25 protein-coding genes and 1 pseudogene are annotated in these 21,718 nt (G+C 60.4%); 14 read left to right on the top strand and 12 right to left on the bottom strand.

Going from position 1 to position 21,718, the window contains the following annotated elements:
- The first annotated feature begins 866 nt into the window (after positions 1-866).
- Complete coding sequence (locus ACWUKX_RS23280; protein ID WP_456009214.1) at positions 867-2,612, top strand: thiamine pyrophosphate-dependent enzyme; 1,746 nt, start codon at positions 867-869, stop codon at positions 2,610-2,612.
- 19 nt (positions 2,613-2,631) lie between these two features.
- On the opposite strand, the gene ACWUKX_RS23275 is transcribed toward ACWUKX_RS23280, so the two are convergent.
- From ACWUKX_RS23275 to ACWUKX_RS23265, 3 genes are all read right to left on the bottom strand, one after another.
- Positions 2,632-2,946, bottom strand: coding sequence for a hypothetical protein (locus ACWUKX_RS23275; RefSeq protein WP_456009213.1), 315 nt, complete (start codon positions 2,944-2,946; stop codon positions 2,632-2,634).
- Between the two features lie 223 nt (positions 2,947-3,169).
- Complete coding sequence (locus tag ACWUKX_RS23270; protein ID WP_065010363.1) at positions 3,170-3,418, bottom strand: hypothetical protein; 249 nt, start codon at positions 3,416-3,418, stop codon at positions 3,170-3,172.
- 134 nt (positions 3,419-3,552) lie between these two features.
- Positions 3,553-4,374, bottom strand: a complete 822-nt coding sequence (locus ACWUKX_RS23265) for an SIR2 family NAD-dependent protein deacylase (protein ID WP_135936247.1) — start codon at positions 4,372-4,374, stop codon at positions 3,553-3,555.
- 186 nt (positions 4,375-4,560) lie between these two features.
- On the opposite strand from ACWUKX_RS23265, the gene ACWUKX_RS23260 reads away from it, so the two are divergent.
- Positions 4,561-4,887, top strand: a complete 327-nt coding sequence (locus ACWUKX_RS23260; protein WP_456009211.1) for a hypothetical protein — start codon at positions 4,561-4,563, stop codon at positions 4,885-4,887.
- Between the two features lie 20 nt (positions 4,888-4,907).
- Here ACWUKX_RS23260 and ACWUKX_RS23255 read toward each other — a convergent pair whose 3' ends face one another.
- From ACWUKX_RS23255 to ACWUKX_RS23245, 3 genes are read right to left on the bottom strand one after another with little or no spacing between them, the layout of a single operon-like run.
- Positions 4,908-5,858, bottom strand: a complete 951-nt coding sequence (locus tag ACWUKX_RS23255) for an NAD(P)/FAD-dependent oxidoreductase (RefSeq protein ID WP_456009209.1) — start codon at positions 5,856-5,858, stop codon at positions 4,908-4,910.
- On the bottom strand, positions 5,859-6,386 hold the full coding sequence (locus ACWUKX_RS23250) for a DUF2269 family protein (RefSeq protein ID WP_456009208.1): 528 nt from the start codon (positions 6,384-6,386) through the stop codon (positions 5,859-5,861).
- Entirely contained in the window at positions 6,386-7,672 is a 1,287-nt protein-coding gene (locus ACWUKX_RS23245; RefSeq protein ID WP_456009207.1) for an SDR family oxidoreductase, read from the bottom strand. The genes ACWUKX_RS23250 and ACWUKX_RS23245 overlap by 1 nt, the downstream gene beginning before the upstream one ends.
- Positions 7,673-8,097: 425 nt before the next feature.
- Between ACWUKX_RS23245 and ACWUKX_RS23240 the strand changes: the two genes are divergently transcribed.
- Positions 8,098-8,319 carry a DUF2934 domain-containing protein gene (locus ACWUKX_RS23240; protein ID WP_456009205.1) on the top strand — a complete coding sequence of 74 codons (222 nt, stop codon included), beginning with the start codon at positions 8,098-8,100 and terminating at the stop codon, positions 8,317-8,319.
- Positions 8,320-8,349: 30 nt separating this feature from the next.
- Positions 8,350-8,481, top strand: a complete 132-nt coding sequence (locus ACWUKX_RS23235; protein ID WP_456009204.1) for a hypothetical protein — start codon at positions 8,350-8,352, stop codon at positions 8,479-8,481.
- A gap of 63 nt (positions 8,482-8,544) precedes the next feature.
- On the opposite strand, the gene ACWUKX_RS23230 is transcribed toward ACWUKX_RS23235, so the two are convergent.
- Entirely contained in the window at positions 8,545-8,763 is a 219-nt protein-coding gene (locus ACWUKX_RS23230) for a hypothetical protein (protein WP_095519749.1), read from the bottom strand.
- A gap of 173 nt (positions 8,764-8,936) precedes the next feature.
- Here ACWUKX_RS23230 and ACWUKX_RS23225 point away from each other — a divergent pair, with 173 nt between their 5' ends.
- Positions 8,937-9,161 carry a hypothetical protein gene (locus ACWUKX_RS23225; RefSeq protein ID WP_456009203.1) on the top strand — a complete coding sequence of 75 codons (225 nt, stop codon included), beginning with the start codon at positions 8,937-8,939 and terminating at the stop codon, positions 9,159-9,161.
- A gap of 343 nt (positions 9,162-9,504) precedes the next feature.
- A complete protein-coding gene (locus tag ACWUKX_RS23220; RefSeq protein ID WP_456009201.1) occupies positions 9,505-9,972 on the top strand; it encodes a GNAT family N-acetyltransferase in 468 nt (155 codons plus the stop codon).
- A 781-nt stretch (positions 9,973-10,753) separates the two neighbouring features.
- Here the strand turns inward: ACWUKX_RS23220 and ACWUKX_RS23215 are convergent.
- Positions 10,754-10,915, bottom strand: a complete 162-nt coding sequence (locus ACWUKX_RS23215) for a hypothetical protein (protein ID WP_167522729.1) — start codon at positions 10,913-10,915, stop codon at positions 10,754-10,756.
- Between the two features lie 223 nt (positions 10,916-11,138).
- Here ACWUKX_RS23215 and ACWUKX_RS23210 point away from each other — a divergent pair, with 223 nt between their 5' ends.
- Positions 11,139-11,810 (top strand): Crp/Fnr family transcriptional regulator, encoded by a 672-nt coding sequence (locus tag ACWUKX_RS23210; RefSeq protein ID WP_456009200.1) that lies wholly within the window; start codon positions 11,139-11,141, stop codon positions 11,808-11,810.
- Positions 11,811-12,034: 224 nt separating this feature from the next.
- Positions 12,035-12,499, top strand: coding sequence for a DUF4062 domain-containing protein (locus tag ACWUKX_RS23205; RefSeq protein WP_456009198.1), 465 nt, complete (start codon positions 12,035-12,037; stop codon positions 12,497-12,499).
- On the opposite strand, the gene ACWUKX_RS23200 is transcribed toward ACWUKX_RS23205, so the two are convergent.
- Entirely contained in the window at positions 12,476-12,940 is a 465-nt protein-coding gene (locus tag ACWUKX_RS23200; protein WP_456009316.1) for a hypothetical protein, read from the bottom strand. The genes ACWUKX_RS23205 and ACWUKX_RS23200 overlap by 24 nt on opposite strands.
- Positions 12,941-13,012: 72 nt before the next feature.
- Here ACWUKX_RS23200 and ACWUKX_RS23195 point away from each other — a divergent pair, with 72 nt between their 5' ends.
- The 4 genes and pseudogenes from ACWUKX_RS23195 to ACWUKX_RS23180 all read left to right on the top strand — a co-directional run bounded on the left by ACWUKX_RS23195 (position 13,013) and on the right by ACWUKX_RS23180 (position 15,116).
- Positions 13,013-13,228: a hypothetical protein gene (locus tag ACWUKX_RS23195; protein WP_352473169.1), complete on the top strand. Its 216-nt coding sequence runs from the start codon at positions 13,013-13,015 to the stop codon at positions 13,226-13,228.
- 26 nt (positions 13,229-13,254) lie between these two features.
- Positions 13,255-14,408 (top strand): annotated as a pseudogene (locus ACWUKX_RS23190) (ABC transporter permease subunit); the annotation flags it as partial.
- Positions 14,401-14,880, top strand: a complete 480-nt coding sequence (locus ACWUKX_RS23185; RefSeq protein WP_456009197.1) for an ATP-binding cassette domain-containing protein — start codon at positions 14,401-14,403, stop codon at positions 14,878-14,880. The pseudogene ACWUKX_RS23190 and the gene ACWUKX_RS23185, both read left to right, overlap by 8 nt.
- On the top strand, positions 14,814-15,116 hold the full coding sequence (locus ACWUKX_RS23180; RefSeq protein ID WP_456009195.1) for an ATP-binding cassette domain-containing protein: 303 nt from the start codon (positions 14,814-14,816) through the stop codon (positions 15,114-15,116). Before ACWUKX_RS23185 ends, ACWUKX_RS23180 begins: the two co-directional genes overlap by 67 nt.
- A 117-nt stretch (positions 15,117-15,233) precedes the next feature.
- Here the strand turns inward: ACWUKX_RS23180 and ACWUKX_RS23175 are convergent, their stop codons facing one another.
- Together ACWUKX_RS23175 and ACWUKX_RS23170 are read right to left on the bottom strand one after the other, a co-directional pair.
- Complete coding sequence (locus tag ACWUKX_RS23175; RefSeq protein ID WP_456009193.1) at positions 15,234-16,361, bottom strand: DUF1501 domain-containing protein; 1,128 nt, start codon at positions 16,359-16,361, stop codon at positions 15,234-15,236.
- On the bottom strand, positions 16,349-17,707 hold the full coding sequence (locus ACWUKX_RS23170) for a S8 family peptidase (RefSeq protein WP_456009192.1): 1,359 nt from the start codon (positions 17,705-17,707) through the stop codon (positions 16,349-16,351). Before ACWUKX_RS23170 ends, ACWUKX_RS23175 begins: the two co-directional genes overlap by 13 nt.
- A 168-nt stretch (positions 17,708-17,875) precedes the next feature.
- On the opposite strand from ACWUKX_RS23170, the gene ACWUKX_RS23165 reads away from it, so the two are divergent.
- The gene (locus tag ACWUKX_RS23165; protein WP_456009191.1) at positions 17,876-18,454 is read left to right on the top strand and encodes a hypothetical protein; all 579 of its coding nucleotides are present in this window, start codon (positions 17,876-17,878) and stop codon (positions 18,452-18,454) included.
- An 11-nt stretch (positions 18,455-18,465) separates the two neighbouring features.
- Here ACWUKX_RS23165 and ACWUKX_RS23160 read toward each other — a convergent pair whose 3' ends face one another.
- Positions 18,466-20,202 carry an adenylate/guanylate cyclase domain-containing protein gene (locus ACWUKX_RS23160; RefSeq protein ID WP_456009190.1) on the bottom strand — a complete coding sequence of 579 codons (1,737 nt, stop codon included), beginning with the start codon at positions 20,200-20,202 and terminating at the stop codon, positions 18,466-18,468.
- Between the two features lie 159 nt (positions 20,203-20,361).
- Here ACWUKX_RS23160 and ACWUKX_RS23155 point away from each other — a divergent pair, with 159 nt between their 5' ends.
- Positions 20,362-21,609, top strand: a complete 1,248-nt coding sequence (locus ACWUKX_RS23155) for a YcaO-like family protein (RefSeq protein ID WP_456009189.1) — start codon at positions 20,362-20,364, stop codon at positions 21,607-21,609.
- Positions 21,610-21,718 lie beyond the last annotated feature (109 nt).

The following is a 21,718-nucleotide window of genomic DNA, read 5'->3' as shown; positions in this document are numbered from 1 at the left end:
GATTTGAGGCCCAGATTGCTGGCGGCATCGTCGACTTCCCGGTGAGGGGCCACGGTCCTTGCCGAAGCGGGAATCGTGGGCACCACGATCTGAGCCTGTCCTTATGGCGATAATGGCAGGGCGGCGGGATCGTTCCGAAATGGCGGTCGAATAAACCGTCCATCGCTCATCGACTCCGGACTGCCCATCCGCATCTGCCACGATCCGTCAGTCTTTCTCCTCGCGATACAAGCGCTCGGTCGCCCGCGCGCTCTCCCTGCGTTCTGCGGGACCGCGACGGCGTCGCGTAAGGAGTGCGTAGGCGATCAGGATTGCGAGTATCAGGGGACCGCCTGCAACGACGAGCAACCACATGCTGTTCTCAAACATGGACCATCTCCTTTCCCTCACAACCGAGAAGGCGCCGTAACCGTTCCTGGGCTCTGCGAAATGGAACCCTGTTCGCTGCGGACGGCGCCCGACCCCAAGCGATTGCCTGTCTGCGAGCTCGCGATCCGTTGCTTTGACGGCAATTATGCTACTGATTTGGCTGTGGTGCTGATTTGCGCCGACGACCCGCCGCCGAGGCGGGTTTTTTGTTTGAGTTTCGGCCATCCCTCAGAGCTGCATGTCACGCTTAAGGCGCGACTTGACCTCGCCGAGCCATTTCCGAGAAACCGAGACCTGGCTGAAGTCCAAACGCGGTCCTGCGGTTTTGCCAGGCAAAGTCCGAGGCCCGCCTCTCAGGCGGCGCTGCCCGCCTGCCGTTCCGATGGAACATCCCGGCATCTCCGTCGTTCGGCGACTGATCGCCGATGTCCACGTCTGACGCCTATCGCCGCAGCGAGGGCGTAAAGCTGCAGATACCAGATACAGAGGAGGCAACCATGCCCAACACTGCCGAGATCCTTGTCGACACATTGATCGCCTGGGACGTTCGCGTGATCTTCGGCCTGCCGGGAGACGGCATAAACGGCATCATGGAGGCGCTGCGAACAAGGCAGGACAAGATCCGCTTCGTACAAGTGCGGCATGAGGAATCCGCGGCTTTCATGGCGACGGCCTATGCCAAATGGACGGGCAAACTCGGCGTCTGCCTCGCCACCTCAGGGCCAGGAGGCACTCACTTGCTCACCGGCCTCTACGACGCAAAGCTCGACCAGGCGCCGGTCCTTGCCATAACCGGCATGCAATTTCACGACCTGATCGAGACGTTCACGCAGCAGGATGTCGATCTCACCCGTGTTTTCAACGACGTCGCCATCTTCAACACGCAAGTGACCGACGCAGCGCATATGGAAAACGTTGCCGGCCTGGCCTGTCGTTCCGCGCTTGCGGGACGCGGCGTCTCCCATCTCTCGATAGCCAGCGACGTGCAGGAACAGACGTCGGCAAAGCGCTCGCCCCGCAACCTTCCAAGACACACGCCCGAACGGTGGTTCGAAGGGGACAAGCGACCCGACGAAGCCCAGCTTGCTCTTGCGGCCGATATCCTCAACACAGCCTCAAAGGTGGCGATACTCGCCGGGCGCGGTGCGCTGCATGCCCAGGCCGAACTCGAGAGGACGGCGGAACTCCTCGCCGCACCCGTTGCCAAGGCTTTGCTCGGCAAAGCCGTCTTGCCGGACAATCACCCGCACGTCATGGGCGGAATCGGAATATTAGGCTCGCTGACCTCGCAGGAGATCATGGAGGAATGCGAGGCGCTGCTGATCGTAGGCTCGACCTTCCCCTACATCGAATACTATCCCAAGCCCGGCAAGGCGCGCGGCGTGCAGATCGACCGCAACGCGCAGCGGATCGGCCTTCGCCATCCTGTCGAGGCCGGTCTCGTCGGCGATGCGGCCATCACGCTGCAATTGCTGAATGAAAGGCTGAAGCCTAAGCAGGACAGATCGTTTCTCGAGAACGCGCAGCAGAGCTTACAGCGCTGGCGCAAGATGATGGCCGAGGCGGAAAGCAGGGACGACGTGCCGCTCAAGCCGCAACGCGTCGTCAAGGCATTCGGCGACCGAATGCCGGCCAACGCGATCCTGGCTAGCGATTCCGGTCAGAACACCGAACTTGCCGCCCGTCATATCGATATCAAGGCAGGCCAGGATTTCGCCGTCTCCGGCTCGCTGGCATCGATGGCCTGCGGGCTGCCCTATGCGATTGCCGGCGGGATCGCCTTTCCGGGCCGGCCGGTTTTTGCGGTGGTGGGCGATGGCGGGCTGGCGATGCAGCTTGGCGAATTCTCGACGGCCGTGCGTTACAAGATTCCGCTCAAGCTTCTGGTGATCAAGAACAACATGCTCAACCAGATCGCCTGGGAGCAGATGATGTTCCTCGGCAACCCGCAATTTGCCTGCGAACTCCAGCCGATCGATTTCGCTTTGGCTGCTGAGGCTATGGGGGGCATCGGCTACAGCGTCACCCGGCCTGAGGACGTCGACGGGGTCCTTGATGCCGCTTTTGCCGCGGAAGGCCCGGTGATCATAGAGGCGGTCGTCGACGCGTATGAACCTATGCTGCCGCCGCGCATGCCGGACGAATATCGCAAGAACATGCGCGCAGCGCTGCGGGATACGCCAGGCCGTAAGGAGATCGAAGCAAACCTCGCTCGGGAGCCGCTGAAGACAATGATGGGCTGACTGCAGGTCCCCTGGCCGATCACTCCTTGACGTAGGCGTCTGGCTGGCGGCCGCCCTTCGGAGCCTTGGCATCCTTGGAACGCTCGGCGATCGACGGACCGGCGCCGGATGTCTTTTTGGTCGCGGCACTGGGCGTGGACTGACTGGGCGGGTTCTGCCCTTCGGACTGATGGGTTTTGTCCTCCACCTCGTCCTTCGACCGTGTCAGGCCCATCCCGCCGGCAGGCTTCTTGTTGCCGGCCGCCTCTTGGGAGAATTGATCCGACGCGTCCGCATCTTTCTTGGCCGGGTACTTGGTAGCACCATGTTCGTAGCGGGTCTCGTTTTCAGTCATGGCGTGTCTCCTTGGAGATCCGGGCTCCAGTTGGGCTAGAGCGGCGGACTTTCAAATCGAGTCCTACCGCCGCTCTGTCTTTTGTTGAGCATCGGATTCCCCCAAAACCGGTACCCACTTGGGGTCCGATGCTCTAGCGCTCCTGGCGGCCGCCATATGCGGCGCGTGCAGCACCCCGTTCTCAAATTCATCCGGCTGGGCAATCCTCAGACGTCTGCGCCAGTCAGGCCTCTTGCCATGGCGTGTGCAGGATATCGGCGCCCGGCTGCTCGTCGAACAGTACCGCGCAGCCGCGCTCCCACGCCACCGGCGACAGGGCGTTGGCCACGATTTCGTCCGGCGAGATGAAATCCCCGGTCAGCACCCGCAACTCTTCCACGGCTTTGGCCATTGACACCAATCGCCCGGCGGCGCGGCCGGTCGTGCAAGCGTTGATGACGGAAACGAGATCGATCATTTCGAAGTGGCCCATCCTAGGCCTCCCGCAAACAGCGTCCCTTTCCGGCTATGAACGTCGCAGCGATCGACAATGTTCCCGGCCTGCTCGAACGAAGTCAGCTTTCCGAACTTGCCGTCAACCATTCGGCTTCAATCGCGGTGCGTGCTCTAGGCCTGGTCTACCCTGTCCTTGAGCTTGCTTAGGAATGCCACCAGAGCATCCTCCGGCCGATTGGCCTCCTCGGTCAGCATGTCGATGCCCCAGCATCCGAGGACCGCTTCCTGGACGACGCTCGGTTGCGGCATGAAGACGAACGATTTCGGACGGTTCTTTTCGTAGCCGGACCGGCGCCAGGTTTCCCAAAGCCGATACAGCAACAGACGGATGTTCATATCGGACATGCTGTAGCCGATGAACAGGATGGTGCGCCCCAGTGCGTCGGCGCGAAACTTCACGTCCAATGGCGACTCGAACGAGAGCCGCTCGAAATAGTCGGACTCCGCCAGGACCAGAGATGCATCGTCGTCGAAATCGCCGTGGTATTTGATGATCTGGGCAACCTCGCCTTTCACCTTGGCAATATCCTTGGCATTGGCCACTTTTACGAATGGGCGGTCGTGGACTTCGAACGCAACCTCAAGGTTCCGATCATAGTTGGTGGTGTAGATGATCGGGAAATCGAGTGACACGATCAGCTTGTGGATCGCCGATCCCTTTACTTTTTCCCGCGAGACGCTCCATTCGCGATCCATCCAACTGCGCAAGGGACCGAGACCCCCATTCTTCAGCCGGTAATATTCGGCAAGAGCCTGGTAGCTGGGTTCAGGCATGTCTACCATGTCGCGGTCGAGGCCGAGTTCATCCTCCATATGCTCGATGAGCTTCTGCCATGATGGCAGGCCGACGCTCATCGATACCCCCGCTCCAACGAACAGGATCGCTCGTCGCTCTTTTACGGACTGAGCCAGTTGCTCGAGTGCAGACGGCATGGCCAACTCACCAGGCAATGATCCAACACAACTGCGAGAGGCGTCCTCTGTTCCGGAGAAGCCCGGACCACTGCCAAATGTGTCCAGCAAATGGGGTGTGTTCAGAAAATCGGGTGTGTTCAGCAAATCGGGCGCAGACTGGAACCGGTTGAGGCAGATTGAAGTTTGGTTGTCAGGGAGACGATGATGGCCGCACGACGAGATCAGACGACTGCCAAAGCGAGAGGCGATATTCAGGCCGGGGCGACGCAGGACAAGACCCCGGGGTTCGACCCTGCCGCCGCACCTGAAGCGACCGACGCCGAAGCGGCAGATGTGCCGAGCACCGTCGCCGAGGCTCGCCCACGCCGACAGCCAGAGTTCACGAATGAAGCAAGCTTCGGCGATGCGATGCGGCGGCCGGTAGGAAGCGAGCCTGATCTTCAGCCTCGCAGCAACTGGCCGGTGCTGGTGATTGCCGCAGTCGTTCTCGTAGCGGCCGCGGTCTTCGTGATAGCAGCCATGCTGCGCTAGCGAGAGGTACGTTTCGAGAGCTATTCGTACCCGAGGCAAAGGTCATTGTGAGCATCTGTCGCGGCTATCGCAGCCTGGCCAAAAGCGACTGCGATCTGGTTCAGCGCTTTGACCAGGTCGCCGATGGCATACACTCCATCGACCGAAGTCCGCTGATGCTTGTCGACGACAACATAGCCCTCGTCGCAGCATTCGATGCCCATTGCCAGGGCGAGTTCGGAACGCACCCGGCATCCCATCGCCGGATAGATGACGTCGAAATGTCGCACCTCGCCGTCCTTGAGGATGGCCTCGTAACCATTGTCGGACGGAACAAACTTTTTGAACGTGTCGCAAATGGCAATGTTCTCTTCCATGGCCACGCGCCGTGTGCTGGCGGAAAAATCGGGAAGATAGCGTGCGAGCAGTGTGACGTGCTGCGTGTACTGCTTGAGGAACAAGGCCTCTCGCAGCGCCTTCGCCTCGTGTCCGATAACCGCGACCCGACGATCTATGACTTCATAGCCGTCGCAAACCGGGCAAAGGCGTACGCTGCCTCTGGCGATGGCCTCGCCCAGACGCGGAATTGCAGGCACGACATCGACGATACCTGTCGCCAGGAATATCTTGCGGGCGACGATCCGCCCCGCGTTTGTCTCGGCACCAAATCCGCCTACGGTCGGCTCGATCGATGACGCCTGATCCTGCACCAGTGTCGCTCCGTATTCGGCGGCCTGCGCGCGAAGGCGTTGCAGAAGATCGGGGCCGCTGATCCCTTCCGGAAATCCGGGGCAATTACGGCTTTGTGCAATCAGCATCGCGCGCGATTCACCCGCGTCGACCACGACGACCCGATGACGAAACCTGCCGAGATAGATAGCGGCGGCCAGCCCCGCAGGTCCGCCGCCAACAATGAGAACATCCGCTTCAGTCGCGGATGAGGCTGAATGTCGGCGTTTGCGCACGGATTGATCCATCCGCGCCGAACGCACTCATGGGAAAGATGTTCCAGCGCCGAAATCGAAAGGCGCGACCGCGGCAAGGCGTTCCCACTCGATCGCCGGCCGCGCGATCATCAGCCAGAAAATCCCGAGGACGGCAGCAAAGGCGGGAAAGCCAAAGGCGAACCACAGCCAGAAAAGCCTGATATACCGGGCCGGCAGCGGGGCCCCCGCTTTGGCGGCTTCGGACGCCAGATTGCGCATCTCCATCTGCATCCATACCACCGGCAGCCAGAACACACCGGTGACGATATAAAGCGCGATGGAAAGCACGATCCAGCCTTCGGAGAGCGAGTAACCCGCCAGCCAGGCAAGCGCGACGCCGGTTATCGGCTGCGCTACGACGGCCGTTGCCGTGAAGAGAAAGTCGGCGACCACTACGATGCGCGCCACTGCCGCAATTGTTGCTGCATTACCGGTCCTGTGGGCGAGAAGCATGAAGAAGGCAATGCCGGCGCCGGTGCCAAGCAGCACGCTGGCACCGATGACATGCAGGTACTTCAGCACGAAATAGAGCATCAGCGCTCCTCCAGGATTGCCAAGGCAACGAAGTGAAGGACGATGATCGGCAAGACCTTCAGGAACGGCCCAAGCGGTTCGTTCCACAGGTCCGGGCGCAGGAAAGTGCCAACGATTAGATAGAACAGCGAGAGCGCGATGCCGGCGTAGACGCCTTTTCGCGCCGTTGGCCGCCAGGCTATGAGTGCGCCGACGACGACGTCGGCAAGAGCGCCGGCGATCACGGCAGGCGCCGACAACATGCCAGCCCCCGTGCTTTGCATGAGGCCGATACCGTTGCCGTAGCCAGTGGTCAGCGAAACAATCCCCGTCATGATCCAGAAGAACGGCAGGACGACGAAGATTGCAGGCTTGGCGAAATAAAGCCCGGCGAACCATTTCTCCTGCACCGTTGCCGGATTGAGCGCGAGGAACTGCGCCAAGCTTTGTGGGTGTATGCCGGTCAGGGAAATCCAGTTCGATGGATCTCCGACCGCCCCTCGCGTGATCTCCCTGGCGGCATTGGTGCGCATCGGAGGTCGCCAGCCGAGCATCGCGGCAAGATCGCCGAGGCGGTAGAGAAATCGGGCAACCCATCCCGGCAAGACAAGCCTGGCTGCGGAACCCCAGCCGAGCCAGCGGCGCAAAGTGCCGACAATCTCGTCCATGGTCAGCTGTTCGGGACCTGCAAGTTCCAGCGCCATACGAGACGGACTGCCGGGATTGAGAAAGAAGAGCACCGTCGAGACCACATCCTCGAGCTGCACGACCTGTAGCCGGCCGGTATCTGGCATTGACGGCAGCACCGGCAGCGAGGCCAGACCGCGAAACAATGCACTGGCCCCAAACACAGGCCGGCCGAGCACCACGGAAGGGCGAAGGATTATCCAGTCCAGATCAAGTGCCATGAGGGCCTGATCGCCAGCATATTTCGTCGCCGAGAACGACGAAGGCTGTGCCCGATCGACACCCATTGCCGAGAAGTGGATCACCTTGGCAACGCCGGCCCGCGCGCAGGCGAGAAAAAGAGCCGTCGCAGCATCGCGATGAACTTGCCCGGTTTTTTCGCGAGGGCTGTCCTGCAGAACGCCGGCACAGTTCACGACGGCATCGATGCCGGCCAAATGCGGCAGCCAATCTTCAGGGCGTAGCGCGGTCGCCATGTCCAGCACCAGCAATTCGTAGTCGCGGGCTGCATTTGCCCGAGGGCTACGGACGATGCCGACCACCTCATGTCCTTCGGAAACGAGGCGGGAACAGACCGAAGCGCCGATCAGGCCGGTGGCGCCAACAACGAGAATCCTCATCGGACCCCGGTCTCCGGTAGCGGTAACCACGAGACCATCGCCGTCCTATTCGGCGCGTGTCTCCTCGATGGCGTCGATGTTGTTCCGGCGCTCCGAAAACACACGTCTCCCAGGCAGTTGTTCAAGGGTGATGGTGACCACAGGCAGTCAAGTCGAAGACCGCGACGTTTACTGGTATTTACAGTGCGCGCTTGTAGCGTTGCTTCCACACATTGTCCTCCCAGCGCCGAACGGACCACAAGACTGGTGTGCAACTTGAAATAGAGCACATCATGGTTGCGTCAACTGAACCGCTGACGGACCTGCGCGATCATTTGGGCAGTCCAGGTGGGGCATTAGCTGCGCGAGAGACGATCGCGGCCACTGTCCGGCAACGCGGAACAAACCATCGATGACGGGATTAGGAATGCACCAGGAGACCTATTATGGACAGGGAAGCGCGTATCAGGCGGCGAGCCCATGAGATCTGGGAGCGTGAAGGCCGTCCGGAAGGGCGGGAGCGCGAGCGTTGGGAACAGGCCATACAAGAGATCGAGGCAGAGGGTTCCGAGGCAGAACGTGGACCGGTCGTGCCTAACCCGACCGTTGGCGCCGACTCCGAACCCGATACGGGCGGCGCCCGAGCTAACGGCAAGCCGATCTCTTGACCGGCTGTTCGGCACGGAAAGGAAAATGCCATGCCTCGTATCATCGCCTGGGTCGTGATTCAACTTGCGGTACTCTTCATCATTTGGCTGTCGTTCGACCAGACCGGCCGGACCAGCGACGGGACTCAGCCTGCGCCCCATGCAATAGACCAGGACGGGTGACGACGGCGGTTGACCTCGATTCCGGGCAGGACCGGCAAAGTTCGAAGTTGAGGCGATCCTCGCCTAACTCGATGGGGCGGACTCCTCATTCCTATACTCGTGAATGAGGCCGAGGATTTGCGATCGGACCAGTTCGCGAGCCTCGGCCTGAACGAATGGCATCAACAGTTCGACCCGTTCCTCGACGCTCTCGGGAAGATCCGCAGCAGGATCGATGAGGTCGTTACCGTGCGCGTAGAGATTTTCCGTCAGTTTTTTGTCGAGGTCGGAAAAAATGCCCATTGATCTGCTCCAAGCCAGCTTCTCTGCTTAAATTGAATGCTGACGAAAATGTTCCCCGGATGATCGATCACAACAGCTGCTTCTCCGGCCGAACGCGGGCTAGTCCAGCTCTAGTGGTAGCTTTTGACGTGATGCGGATTACCTGTTCCGACCCCAACTAGGACGCTCATTGTTTGGCGCTGAGCGTCGGCAGTTTAGTGAAAAGCGATCCGTCAAAAGCGGCACTCAGGGAGGAGCGCAGGACGAATGGCACGACAATCCTGATCGTTGAGCAGAACCTGCCCTTCGCCGTCGGCATCGCGGACAGCTGGGCAGTGCTGAAGCTCGGCCGGATCGACGATGCCGGCGATGTGACGGCGGGCACAGCGGCCCGCGTTCTTCAGCACCTGAAGATCTAAGACACGCGCATCCGGAAGCGAGGTCGCGGCACGAGCATTGTCCGCGTTGTGAACGGCAGCAATGCGCCGCATCTCGGCCGTCGAGAACAGCTTTGCCACCTCCTGAAAGCAGACGTTGACGGCGACGGCGCTGGATGTTGCGATGCGCCATGTTCAGACATTCGCGGTGCTTCTCCAGAGCGGACGTTAGCTCATCGGTAGGAGTCGACCTGCGAACCATGCCTGATGGTAGGTGTAAGGGAACGGCGTGACCCCCATGCGATGAAAGCGGCGGTAGGCCGCCGCTCCGAATTTGAGCGGCCCGTCCGGCAACGCTATAATTGACCGGCAGGGGACGTTATCGATGACGCAAATCAGAGCCATGACTGAGCAGGACGTGCCGTCGGTATCGCTGCTCATTGGAGAGTCTTGGCGCAGGACGTACTCGCCAATCATGGGTGCCAAGACCGCGGCCCGGATTTCGGATGAAGATCACACGCTGCAGCGGATTGCGGCGGAACTGACAGACACCAACAAAATGTCGTTCGTGGCAGAACGGCCAGACGGCTCGATTGCCGGCTACGCGATGGCTAAGATGAATGAAGCCGGCGACGTCATGCTTGACCGGCTCCACATCGATCAAAGCGAGTACGGCACCGGGCTAGCCGCTAATATATTGCACGCTGTCTTTGCCGCCCATTCCGGCATCCCGAGCATCGCACTCGAAGTGCTCGAGGCAAACGACCGGGCAATGGCCTTTTACCGCAAACATGGTTCGAAGTGGTCGATCGCAGGGCCGCGTCGCACGGTGCAGAAGGCCATGCATCGTTGATTATGCGCAAACTGCTATCGCGCGCCTAGTCGGAACTCGCGCATCGAACAGTACATCACGTCTTCCGTCCCCAGCGCACCGGCGGCCTCCCCGCTCGCAATCCAAATAGACGTCTTTCAGCTGTTTGATTGGCATGTCAGCGTGAGCGAACGCGAGGTCCTGAGCGTCAGAAGCCGACAATGAAGCCGGACTGATTGCGATCAGCACGGTGCCGAGCGTCACAGGCGCGAGGGACTTTACAACTGACATGATCATTTTGAGATCCTCCCCAGCTCCCGTCGGTCAACATTCAGTCCTTGGGGTCGCAGGTGTAGTGCCGTTCGAAGGTCCCGTCCGCGCGCCGCTGCTTGTCGAAGCCGCGATGTAAGGCTCGATCGCGCGCTCGTGGACCAGCCAAAGGGGATCTCGGCCGAGGCGTAGCCACTGCCGGCGGCCAACCGTTTCGGGATCGAGGCCGAAGCGATCCTGGTGCGCTCGATCGTCGTGCCGGCCGCGCAAGCCTCCGCATGACGGATGGCGCGGCTTCGCAAAGCGCACATGATTTCGTCACGTGAGATGCCGATGTCACCAAGAACGTCATCGGGTAAACGGCTCAACTGGTCCGTTGCCGACAAGAGAGCTTTTCGCTCGGCGCGGAGGCGTAACCACCTGCGAAATGGACCAATGGCGGCAGCATGAATTATAACCATGATCAGATCGTCCCTTCATTGATCTGAATTGACCGGTACGGAACGGCGCGAACGGCACTCCGGGCGAGAGCGTCAGCCGTCCGCGAGGCAAGTTAGGCGTAGTGGTCGATGGATTGGTTTTGCCGCGGCGTGCCCATACGGCGGGCGGTGGCTGGCCCCGGGCCACGCATGTAATAAAGCTCCGGGCGGTAGCGCGGCGCGACGAATTTGCGAAACCCCGCAGCAAGTTTTGTGACGGGAGCCAAGAATTTCATGACTGTTCCCTTTCCCTTCGCCGGCTTGCACACGAGCCGGCGGCCTGACGTTGCAACAAGGATATGACAGTCGAACCAGGCTCGGCTGTGGGAATTCCCACACCGGGGAAAACATTGGCGAAATCCGCTCCCAGTTTGCATCCCGGGAAGCGGGGCCTGCGGCCATCAAATTTCCTTGGATAGGGAGTAAGGTGAAGTACACTTGATTGAACAAGAGACCGTTGTGACAGGCTCTCTGCCCTTCATCTCAAGACTTTGCGATGCCGACCTCGCCGCGCTGACCAAACGGTGGCACGAGCGCAGCTATCGACACAACGAGCTAATCATTTCCCACGGCGACACTGGTCGCGATGTCTTCTTCCTGCTGGAAGGACGGGCTCGCGTGACACTGGTTTCAGCGGACGGCAGGGAGATAGCGTATCGCGATGTCGAACCGGGTGACATTTTCGGGGAGCTCGGAGGCATTGACGGGATTGCACGCTCTGCCAGCGTAGTCGCGCTGGAGGCAACCCGCGCTGCACGGCTGTCCGGCACAGCATTCCGGGATATCGTGATGACCCACCCGACTTTTGCCTGGATGCTGCTTGAGCATCTGTCTGCCCAGCTCCGGCGCATGACCGAGCGGGTATTCGAATACAGCACTCTGGTCGTGCGAAAACGGCTGATCGTCGAGCTCCTGCATCGGGCGGAGAAAGCCGCACTCGTGGACGGCGAGGTGTCCATAAGCCCGGCACCGACGCATTCCGAGCTGGCGGCAACGATGAGCACGCACAGGGAAGCGGTCTCGCGCGAAATGAGCGACCTCGCCAAGAGAGGCCTGATCGAAAAGCGCGGCAGCAGGTTATTGCTGCATGACGTCTCGGCACTACGGGCGCTGGTCGACAAGAAGGAATAGCGAAGGCTGTCGCTGCGGCGGGGGGCACCGCACGTTTCATACTCCTCGGCCGCAAGTGATTATTCCTTCCGGCAAACCGGGCAACCTAGCGTGCCAGCGCGCGGGTCGGGCTTTGATCGCTTCACCCCTTGCAAGAATCATGACTCGGCTTCTTGATGCGGGCACGGAACGTTATCCCCAGCCTGCTTGCAGACTTACAAGGGCGGATCGAAAGGTGAAGCCGCATGGACGTTAAATACCAAATCTTCGTCAGCTCGACCTACGCCGATTTGGTGGACGAAAGACGGTCGGTCATCGAGGCCGTTCTTAACCTCGGGCATATTCCTGTGGGGATGGAGGCATTCCAAGCCAGCGACGACACTCAATGGGATTACATTAAGCGGCGCATCGATGACAGCGACTACTACGTACTCATCGTAGCAGAGCGGTACGGCTCAGAGTTGAAGGGTAAGAGCTACACCCAGATGGAATACGAGTACGCCGTCGCCCAAGGCGTGCCTACCGTGGCGTTTTTGCTCGAAGGCGGTGCTCGCACGACGTGGGCCGCGGAAAAGGTCGAGTTCGAGAAAAAGGCCAAACTCGAGAGATTCCGAAAGCTGTATGAAAAGAAGCTCGTCAAATATTGGCGCAACAAGGACGATTTGGCGGGTAAGGTTCGATGGCTATTAGACGTTATGACCGTGGTCTGAGCGGCGGCCCGCCCTTAGTCTTTGCAGCTGCAAACGGGGGTTGCTCGGGAGTGCGGAGGCGAGCCCCAAGCGAAGAAAGGACGGGCCATGGAGCAAGATAACGTTTTTTACGTCGGTGTCGATGTGTCGAAAGCCAAGCATGCTGTCGCGATTGCCGAGGGCGGACGCGGTGGAGAGGTCCGGTATTTCGGCGAGGCGTTCCCCGCGCGTCGTCACCGGAACGTCGTAGCCGTGAAGCCGAACCGTGACGGTCCCGTCATCGTGAAGAAGCGTCACCTCGCCAGTCATCGTGATCGTGTCGCCTTCGGACAGTTTCGCTATCGGCATCGCCCTCGCAAAGGCCGCCGCTGAACTGGACGTGGAAAGCGCCATCATCGACGGTGAGATCGTCGTATTGAACGAGACTGGCCTGTCTGACTTCGGAGCCTTGCGGAAAGCCATCACCCGACGCCAGCACGACCTCTATTCGTCGCCTTCGATCTTCTGCATCTCAATGGTCACGACCTGCGCGACATGGCGCTGGAGGACCGCCGCGAGATCCTTGCCGAGATGATCCCGGACGGTGGCCGTATCCAATTCAGCCAGGCGCTTCCCGGCGAGGCTAAGGCGATCTTCCCACCTGATAGACCAGGCGGGGCTCGAAGGCATGGTGTCGAGGCGCAAGGACAGCAAATACCGGAGCGGCAATTCGACGGCTTGGCTCAAGACCAAGGCTTACAGCATCGATGAATAGGAGTTGCTCGGCGTCGAGCGTGAACCCGGCGCTGTTGGCACTGGCGCTCGCGCTGGCGATCATCGTGCCGGTGTTGCTCGGTGCCTTCGTCGGCTGGTTGTCATTCGGCCACGGCTCGACTCCGCTCTATGCGACGGTGATTTCGCTCGTCGTGCCGATCGTGGTCACGCAGCTGGTGTTTTCGGGTGGCGTGTGGACCGGATCGAGCAGCGGGCTGGTCGGCTATTCCGGCCTGCCGCTCGGCTTGCCGGGCTATTTCCGGCTTACCGGCATCTGCCTCATCGTCACCACCGTTGTCGCCCTGGTCTTCACCCGCTCGGATGCAGGCAAGCTGCTCGTCGCCATTCGCGACAATGAAGCGCGCTGCGCCTATCTTGGCCTCGATCCGCAGCGGTTGAAGATGGTGCTGACAACGATCCTCGCCGGCGTCGCCGGCATTGCCGGCTTCCTCTATGCCAACGCGTCGGGTGTGGTGGCACCTGAGAACACCGGCTTCGTCTTCGGCACCGAGATCGTCATCTGGACGGCGCTGGGCGGCCGCGGCACGATCATCGGGCCGGTGATCGGCGCGATCGGCATCGATTACCTCAGCGCCCAGCTTTCCGGCGACCTGCCCTTCCTGTGGAACCTAGTGGTCGGCGCGCTGTTCGTCGTGATGATCATCCTGTTGCCGAACGGGCTGGCGCAACTGCCCAGGATGGTCCTGCCGCGCCGCAATGAAGAGCAAACCAGCCAATCGGGTAGCCCTACCCTCGCCGCCGAACCGGCCGGCAACGGATCGGAGGCCGGCAACCGCGCGCTCGCCGTCAGCGGCCTCGGCAAATCCTTCGGCAGCCTGCAGGTGCTGCAAGGGATCGATCTCGACGTTCACCCCGGCGAGTTGGTCAGCCTCGTCGGTCCGAATGGCGCAGGCAAGACGACGCTGATGCGCTGCCTGAGCCTACGGGCGGGCTGACCAAGGTCGAGCGCACCACCATTGGCGCGACGCTGCAGAAGCTGACCGGCGAGCTTGGCTTTGCCGCCATACTGGTGGAGCACGACCTCGATTTCGTCCGTGAGATCGCGACCAGGATCGTCGTTCTTCACCAGGGCAAGCTCGTCCTCGACGGCAGCGTCGATCAGGTCGTCAATTCCGAAATGGTCAGGACGATCTATTCGGGAGGCGCCCATGCTTGAGGCAAGACAGGCAGAGGCCAAAACCATCGCGCCGAAACTGTCGCTGTCGAATGTGTCGAGCGGCTACGGGCCGGTTGCCATCATCGAGGCGCTGTCGTTGGCCATCGCGCCCGGACAGATCTTTGCGCTGATGGGCAAGAACGGCATGGGCAAGACCACCGTGCTGAAAACCATCCTCGGCTTCGTGGCGCTGCGTTCGGGCGACATCCGCCTCGACGGCACTTCGATCGGTGGTGTTTCGCAGGCCTCGCTGATTGCGTCGGGAGTCGGCTATGCGCCGCAGGAGCAGGCGCTGTTCCAGGATCTCAGCGTGCGCGACAATCTGCGCCTCGTCTTGCGCTCGGATCGCGGTTTTGCACAAGCCTGGAACGGGTTTACGGGCATTTTCCGTTCCTCAGGGAGCGCTTGTCGCAACGGGCCGGAACGCTGTCCGGCGGCGAGCAGAAGATGCTCATTCTCGGCCGCGCGCTGATGCTGCGGCCGAAGCTGTTGCTGATCGACGAGATTTCCGAGGGCCTGCAGCCCTCAGTCGTCGAACGCATCGCCGCGGCACTCAGGGAGGAGCGCAGGACGAACGACACGACAATCCTGATCGTTGAGCAGAACCTGCCCTTCGCCCTCGGCATCGCGCACAGCTGGGCATTGCTGAAGCTCGGCCGGATCGACGATGCCGGCGATGTGACGGCGGGCACAGTCTTCAGCACCTGAAGATCTAAGACACGCGCATCCGGAAGCGAGGTCGCGGCACGAGCATTACGCGCAATCCAACTGAACTCCATCGGAACGTCGGAGCAATGGCTTCCGGCCGGACCTAGCGGTATTGGATCAGGTATGAAACAGTGCATCCGCTTCCGGCAACCCTGATGCGCTCGGATACACATTAGCCATTGCTTGCCGGGAAACACCCAAGTGTTGTGTTAACAAGGCTTTCACGACCGATCGCAAATCGGTAGTTGCTGCCAGATCAGTCCCGCCGTGAAGCCGATTGGGAGCAAGTCCGGGCCAGCGATCGCCGACTCGCGCCCCAGCGACGCTGCCGCCCATCAGAAATGTAACGCTCCCAGTGCCGTGATCGGTGCCGCCCTGAGAGTTAGGCGATACCGAGCGCCCGAACTCGGTGATTACGAGGACAGCTGTTTTGCGCCAGGCCGGCCCTGATGCTGCGGCAAACGAAACGAGACCCCGCGCCAGCGCATCTAGAGTGCAGGCCAGCCGTCCGGACGCTCCGCCTTGGGCGACATGTGAATCGACGCCGCTCAGCTGCAGCATTGCGATCCGGGGGCCATCCGGCGCGGATAGGGCCAGCGCCGCGTTAATGGCCGCCTCGATGAATTGGGCGGTATTCGACTCGGCTCGTCTTCCAAGCAGGCCCGCAAGATCGTCTTCTCCGGGCGGGCATGCGCCTTCGGAACAAAGCGGCGCGATGTCGAGCCCTGGGCTCGTCAACGCCAGGTCGAACAGCAGGTCCATCGAGAGCTCGGCAGATCCAGCCCGCCATACCGGATGCCGTCCATGCGACAACTGGCGCGAAGCCCGGCCGAGCCACCCGTAGTCGCCTCTGTCGATATCGCCTTCGAACAAAGCTGCCTGTGCCGCCGCATGGGATTTGCCCGCCTCCGGGACGGCAGTGGCGGGCAAAATGTGCAGTTCGCCGGCCCAATAGTGGGGGAGAAGCGGTTCGAGCGCGGGATGCAGCGCGAACAAGGAGTCAAGCTTCGGCGCGCCGAAAACATTAGCCCAACCCGGGCAAGCGAGTGGGCCTCGTAACGGCGCAAAATGCGGGTCGCCATGTGCGGGCACTGCGGCCAGCGCATCGAGCCCGCCGCGGAGATAGACGACTAGGAGCCGCGGATCATTGTCGATATCCAAAGATGCCGCCGGGCTCACGCTGCTTGGAAGCAGCGATGTGAGTGCCAGACCCTTCAGGGCAGTCCTGCGCGTCAGTTTGTGCATTTCGGTTCGTCCGACGTTACGTCAGCCTTCCCCGGCGTTATGAAACCAACCTCGTCCGCGTCCTGAATCAACCCGTCGAGGACGGGAGCCTTGGGGAAAAAGGGAGATCGCGCCAGGAGTCCGGCCAACACCGGTGCCGCGAGAGACGTCCCGGAACAGACATTCCGCCTTAAAGCGCCATTTTTTGTACTCTTCCACAGAATGGGAACGTCGACGCCCGGTTCGGCCATGGACGCACCGTAGGATCCCCCACGCCACAGGCGATCGCACCAGGCATTGGTGAGGGTGCCGCAACCTTGAAGCTGGTTTGCACCGACGTACTGGCTGTCGGATGCTGAGACGCTCTGTATCGACCCTCCCGTAGTGACCGGCGATATGTATTCCGACGCATTCGCCGGGAAGAATGACTGCACCCAGGATCCATTCTCCTCGTCCCGAGCATTCCCCGCCGCGATGACAATACGAACTCCCTTGTCCGCGATCTGGTGCACCAAGTTGTCTATTTCCGCCAGCTTTTCGAATTGGCCTCCGCTTCTAGGGGCTTCCAGAAATTCTGCGCCCCAGCTCAGATTCAAGATCTCACCCGGGACAATACGACCGGCGATTGCCTCATCCCGAATATAGCGAAGGGCGAGGCGGGGGGGGCCAAAAATATTCGTCGATTTGCCCCTGAAGGCCTTTATGACCTTGAGCGTCGCACCGGGGCTGACGCCAACCAGACCCAAATGTCCGTTCGTAACCGGAACCCGCCTTCCTCCGACGATGCCCGCGACCATCGTACCATGGCCTTGGGTGTCCGTGAGGCTCGACGTAGTACTGCATGGACTTGTGGTGCAGTCGATCCTCTCTGCGATGTTTAGCAGGCCGGTGGAGACTACGGTTGGATCCACACCGCTATCGATGATCCAGACGACAGGAGTTACCACTTCCTGTGGCGAGCCGATCACTCTGCAGACGTTCGGAGGCACGACATCGGCGGTCGCCATAGGCTCAAGTCGGTCGGCACTGTCACATGAACCTCCGTGAAACAAACTCACTTCGAACGGAGCCGGCTCTTGGTATCCTTTCGAGAGAAGCAGTTCTGCCTCTGCGTTGGTAAACTCTCCAGTGACGAGACTGATTCCCAAGTCTTCCATTTCGACTGGCGCCATCTGAGTCCCTGAGAACTGAGACTTCTTCAGCTCTGAAATGTCCGCCTTGAACGCTTCCTTTTCGCTAATTGGGGCGGTGAATGTGCGCTCCGTCATACCGTCGTTGCTGGGGTCGTCTTGAGCAGACACCGCCTCCACTGCGACGGCTGCCAATACACTTGCGAAGAGCACTGTCCCGAACCGGCCAAGTCCCATGTTCGTCCCTCCTTAAGTGTACTCCTCCAGTTGCTACAGCATGCTCCCAATGCATTCGCCTGTCCATGAAAACCATCGTCGGTACAGCCACAAAGATTTCGCTCTGCTTGCAGCAAAAGAAAAACCAGCTTACGCTTTGAACGCGCCTAAGAGCGAGGAGTACCACCGGTGCCCAAAGCGAAACTCAAACCGGGTCGGCAAGCCCAGGAGATCGGTGCATCGATCGTGGGGACGTGGCTAAAGGCTTTGCCACACGTGATCACTGCAAACATCACGACTATGAACGCGCGAAACCCTCTGCGGATCACGGTTGATCGAAATGTGTTCGCATCAGGAAATACAATTGCTCTTCGGAGCGTAGGCAAAGCTGGCTTAAGAAGCGTCAAGGTCGGCATGATCACGGGCTCAACACCTTCAAGTCAAACGTTCCGAATTGTTGACTTAAGTGGCGGTGGCATTGACTACCCCGCGGACCAACCAACGCTGCAGGGGGGAGCTGTCGCGATCGTCAAGGATATTGAAGAACTGCACGACGATCTGAAGGCAGTACTCGAGCAGATCGTTGAAGAGAATGTAAACGTCGTCTTTGACGCTCCTGGCGAAATAACTGTCGTAGTGCCCGCACTTCCGGAGGCTGTTCTTACTCGCGGCGACCTGATTGAGTATCTACGCGAGTATCACAAGCACGCGCAAGGGCGGCACTATCACGACGAGCTTGCCACCGCCGTGCTCTTCGGCTGCAGATAGAATCTAATTGCCTATTCCGGAAGCCCTGCTTCCCTCAAACCCTTGAGCAAAGTGTTGCGATCCTCCTGCAACCGATAAGGTTCCTTGGTGGCAAAACGCAGCGCGGAAAAAGCCGGCGCGCCTTGGAGAACGAGGGAGGCATACGTCTTCGCCTCCGCGCTTCGCCCGAGCAGGGCGCTGGCGGCCGCCAGATAGGCCATTACCCAAACCGGCATGGTGGACGAGCGGCTCAGCGCCACGATGGCTGCCTCCAGCCGGTGGGCGATGAAGAGAGCGAGGCCACGAAATGGCCAGTACCAAGATGGCTCGTAAAGTGGATCAAGCACCTGCGCCCGTTCAAACCATTGCAGGGCGTGTTCCGGCTCGCCGGAGAAAGTGTGGAAAGTGCCGAGATAGGAGACTTGCTCAGGATCGTTCGGATTGAGGTCGAGGGCTCGTGAGTAGAGCTGGGCCGCCACCTCGAAATCCCGCAGGTGGATAAGCACCCAACCCAGAATGTTCAGGCAGACCGGATCATTGGGGGACAGCGCAACAGCCTTCTTGGCGATCGAGAGCGCCTCCTCCAGAAGCTCGTCCGACGGGCCCATGTCGCGGAACCACTCGAGTTGCTTGACATGGGCGAGCTTGGCGTGCGCTCGCCCATATGCCGGATCGAGCTCGATCGCTCGTCGGTACCATCGGCTTGCCTCCGCCTCGGCTGAGACATCTCCCAACGGCAAGGCGTTTCCGCGAAGCACGCATTCGTAGGCGGCGAGGTTCGCTGGTGGCTTGCGCCGCGCCTTCTCGGCGCCCGCTGCCTTCAAGCGACCGACGACGGTTCCGACGATCTTTCTAATGAGTTCGTCCTGCACGTCGAAGATGTCCTGCTCGTCGCTGTCGTAGTGTTCGGCCCACAGTCCGTCGCCGGAGGCTGCGTCGACAAGCTCGCAGGAAATGCGCATACGCTTCCCCATTCGACGGATTCGCCCTGCGATGACGAAATCCACCCGGAGGTCAGCAGCGAGCGTGGTGTGGTCGACGTCTCCGAGCCGCGTCGAGGAGTAAAGCGACGCCACCGAAAGCTGGGTGAATCGTGTCAGTTCGGTAATGAGGTCTTCGGTGAAGCCGTCACTGAAATAGGGCTGCACATCGCCAGCGCTCGCGAATGCGCGTACTAGGATCGATGGTTTGTTCGATCGTGGTGATTCGGAGCCTGATCGAGGTGAAGCCCCGCTAGGCTTATTGAAGAGCGAGTAGACCGCAACGGGATGAGGAATGTTCTTAAGGTGGAATTCGCCCGAATATTCAAACGGCAGTTGCAGCTTGTCGCGGACTTCTTCACATACTTTGGCGGAAAGACAGATCCCGCCAGGAGCTGAGATCTGTTCCAGTCGTGCGGCTACATTCACACCGTCGCCGAACACATCGCCGTCGCTATCGACAATGATGTCGCCGAAATTGACGCCGATCCGGAGCGACATGTCCGGCGGCCGCCCCAAAGACCGGTTGACGAGAAGCTCCTGGACTTCGACCGCACTTCGCACCGCCTCGACGGCGCTGGAGAACTCCGCGATGATTCCGTCGCCAGCCGTCCTCACCACCCTGCCGTCATGTTGGATGATTCTCGGCGCGATGTCGTCGCGCAGGAGATCCCTTACACGCGCGAATGTACCTTCCTCGTCCTTGGCCATCAAAGCTGAGTAGCCGACCACGTCGGCGGCGAATATGGCCGAAAGGCGACGCTTGAGATTATTGTTGCCCGCGTTCACCCCACTACCTCGGCGGTCTGACGTCCGGCGTTTGCTCAACATCTTGAAGTATTCCGCGGCAGTTTGCATCAAGCAATCGCGCGTGTCAGCATGTAAGCGCAAACACTGACCGGGAGCTTAACAGACCGGGCGGCGTCGCTCTTGTTGAGAAGGTCGGTGATGGCGGACCACCAGGAGATTGAGCGATCTTCCAGCAGGTCAAGCCTGCTCTACGGCCCGGTGATGATTTCCGATCCGGCGCTAGGATGTCCACTCACGGTCGCGGCCGGACGCGTGCGAGCCGCGCGCGAGGGCGACGAGACTTCGCGCTTCGTCTCGGGCTGGGGCGCCACCTTCGAAGAGGCGGCACAAGGATGTCTCCGGGAGGCCGACGAAACCTATTTTGCCCAGGTGGCCCCCGAGGAACGAATCCTGCGGGCGAGCGCCGATGAAACGGTTGGCCGACTAATCGAGCCTCCGACACTCACGCTCTTCAGTGAGGCCCAATATCGTGGGCGACTCGGCTGGAACCGGCATGTCGACGATCGTCACAGGGTTCCAAATCGATGGACGAGATCAAGGCCACTCGGCTGGATCAAGAGCGACGGCTGGCTTGGCGCAGGTGAAGCATGGCTACCGGCAGGATTATGTTTTCTCGGATATCCACATGACAAGGAAGAGGCAGGCTTGCCTGTTTCGGACTCGAATGGCCTGGCAATCGGCACCAGTCTGGAGGACGCTGTCGTTCGAGCTTTCGGCGAAGTTGTGGAGCGCGATGCAACCGCCATCTGGTGGTACAATCGATTGATTCTACCCCGGATAGATTTGCCCTCGTTGGCAGATGAGCTCGTGTCTCGATACGCCGAATGGCTGCGGAAGAGGGACCGGGAACTGCGGCTTCTACACCTGACACTTGATCTGCCCATCCCAGTAGTCGCCGCGATTTCCAATCACGTGCGGGGCGACGCTCCGGCTGTGGGTTTTGCGGCCGGGGCGTCATGGTCGCAGGCTGCCCGGCGGGCCGTCGGAGAACTCGCGCAATGTGAGGCGAACCTCGCCTTGCTCGATGAGCGTGCCAGGCGATTTGGCATTTCGGACTTTACCGTCCGAGCGTTGCACCTCTACCGGTGGCATTGCGAAGCGAATATCCGCCATCTTCCGCACCTGTTAGGCGGTCCCGTAACTTCTGTCTTACCAAACATATCGGAATTAGATTGCAATACGTGTGTAGAAATGTGCCGCGAGCGAAAGCTGGAGCTTTTTGTGGTCATCTTGAGACAGCACGACGAGTGGCCACTTGTCCGTGTCTTTGTACCCGGCCTCCGGCCAACTAAACCCAGATTCGCTAGCGGCAGGCTCTATGATGTCCCGACCAGGCTTGAATTGATGCATGCGTGCCACCTCTATGAGGCTCCCTTTCCGGTTTGATTTGCCTGAGATTGCGATGCGTGTCATGCAACCGAACGGGCGCTAGAGCGGGATGAGATTTGTAAGAGTCGTGGGATTCCCAAATCATCGCAGTTCTGATTCAACATTC

The organism is Mesorhizobium sp. f-mel, assembly GCF_053850215.1.
Note: the sequence above shows the minus strand (reverse complement) of the source record. Positions and strands in the feature narration are given on the sequence as shown.

What these genes read in the sequence shown, in the direction of transcription:
- ACWUKX_RS23280 (WP_456009214.1), top strand. Translation starts at nt 867, where the DNA reads ATGCCCAACACTGCCGAGATCCTTGTCGACACATTGATCGCCTGGGAC.
- ACWUKX_RS23185 (WP_456009197.1), top strand. Translation starts at nt 14,401, where the DNA reads ATGCTTGAGGCAAGACAGGCAGAGGCCAAAACCATCGCGCCGAAACTG.
- ACWUKX_RS23200 (WP_456009316.1), bottom strand. Translation starts at nt 12,940, where the DNA reads ATGGCTTTCCGCAAGGCTCCGAAGTCAGACAGGCCAGTCTCGTTCAAT.
- ACWUKX_RS23275 (WP_456009213.1), bottom strand. Translation starts at nt 2,946, where the DNA reads ATGACTGAAAACGAGACCCGCTACGAACATGGTGCTACCAAGTACCCG.
- ACWUKX_RS23245 (WP_456009207.1), bottom strand. Translation starts at nt 7,672, where the DNA reads ATGAGGATTCTCGTTGTTGGCGCCACCGGCCTGATCGGCGCTTCGGTC.
- ACWUKX_RS23170 (WP_456009192.1), bottom strand. Translation starts at nt 17,707, where the DNA reads ATGGGACTTGGCCGGTTCGGGACAGTGCTCTTCGCAAGTGTATTGGCA.
- ACWUKX_RS23250 (WP_456009208.1), bottom strand. Translation starts at nt 6,386, where the DNA reads ATGCTCTATTTCGTGCTGAAGTACCTGCATGTCATCGGTGCCAGCGTG.
- ACWUKX_RS23265 (WP_135936247.1), bottom strand. Translation starts at nt 4,374, where the DNA reads ATGCCGTCTGCACTCGAGCAACTGGCTCAGTCCGTAAAAGAGCGACGA.
- ACWUKX_RS23235 (WP_456009204.1), top strand. Translation starts at nt 8,350, where the DNA reads ATGCCTCGTATCATCGCCTGGGTCGTGATTCAACTTGCGGTACTCTTC.
- ACWUKX_RS23230 (WP_095519749.1), bottom strand. Translation starts at nt 8,763, where the DNA reads ATGGGCATTTTTTCCGACCTCGACAAAAAACTGACGGAAAATCTCTAC.
- ACWUKX_RS23270 (WP_065010363.1), bottom strand. Translation starts at nt 3,418, where the DNA reads ATGGGCCACTTCGAAATGATCGATCTCGTTTCCGTCATCAACGCTTGC.
- ACWUKX_RS23155 (WP_456009189.1), top strand. Translation starts at nt 20,362, where the DNA reads ATGGCGGACCACCAGGAGATTGAGCGATCTTCCAGCAGGTCAAGCCTG.
- ACWUKX_RS23175 (WP_456009193.1), bottom strand. Translation starts at nt 16,361, where the DNA reads ATGCACAAACTGACGCGCAGGACTGCCCTGAAGGGTCTGGCACTCACA.
- ACWUKX_RS23260 (WP_456009211.1), top strand. Translation starts at nt 4,561, where the DNA reads ATGGCCGCACGACGAGATCAGACGACTGCCAAAGCGAGAGGCGATATT.
- ACWUKX_RS23220 (WP_456009201.1), top strand. Translation starts at nt 9,505, where the DNA reads ATGACGCAAATCAGAGCCATGACTGAGCAGGACGTGCCGTCGGTATCG.
- ACWUKX_RS23195 (WP_352473169.1), top strand. Translation starts at nt 13,013, where the DNA reads ATGGCGCTGGAGGACCGCCGCGAGATCCTTGCCGAGATGATCCCGGAC.
- ACWUKX_RS23240 (WP_456009205.1), top strand. Translation starts at nt 8,098, where the DNA reads ATGGACAGGGAAGCGCGTATCAGGCGGCGAGCCCATGAGATCTGGGAG.
- ACWUKX_RS23205 (WP_456009198.1), top strand. Translation starts at nt 12,035, where the DNA reads ATGGACGTTAAATACCAAATCTTCGTCAGCTCGACCTACGCCGATTTG.
- ACWUKX_RS23215 (WP_167522729.1), bottom strand. Translation starts at nt 10,915, where the DNA reads ATGAAATTCTTGGCTCCCGTCACAAAACTTGCTGCGGGGTTTCGCAAA.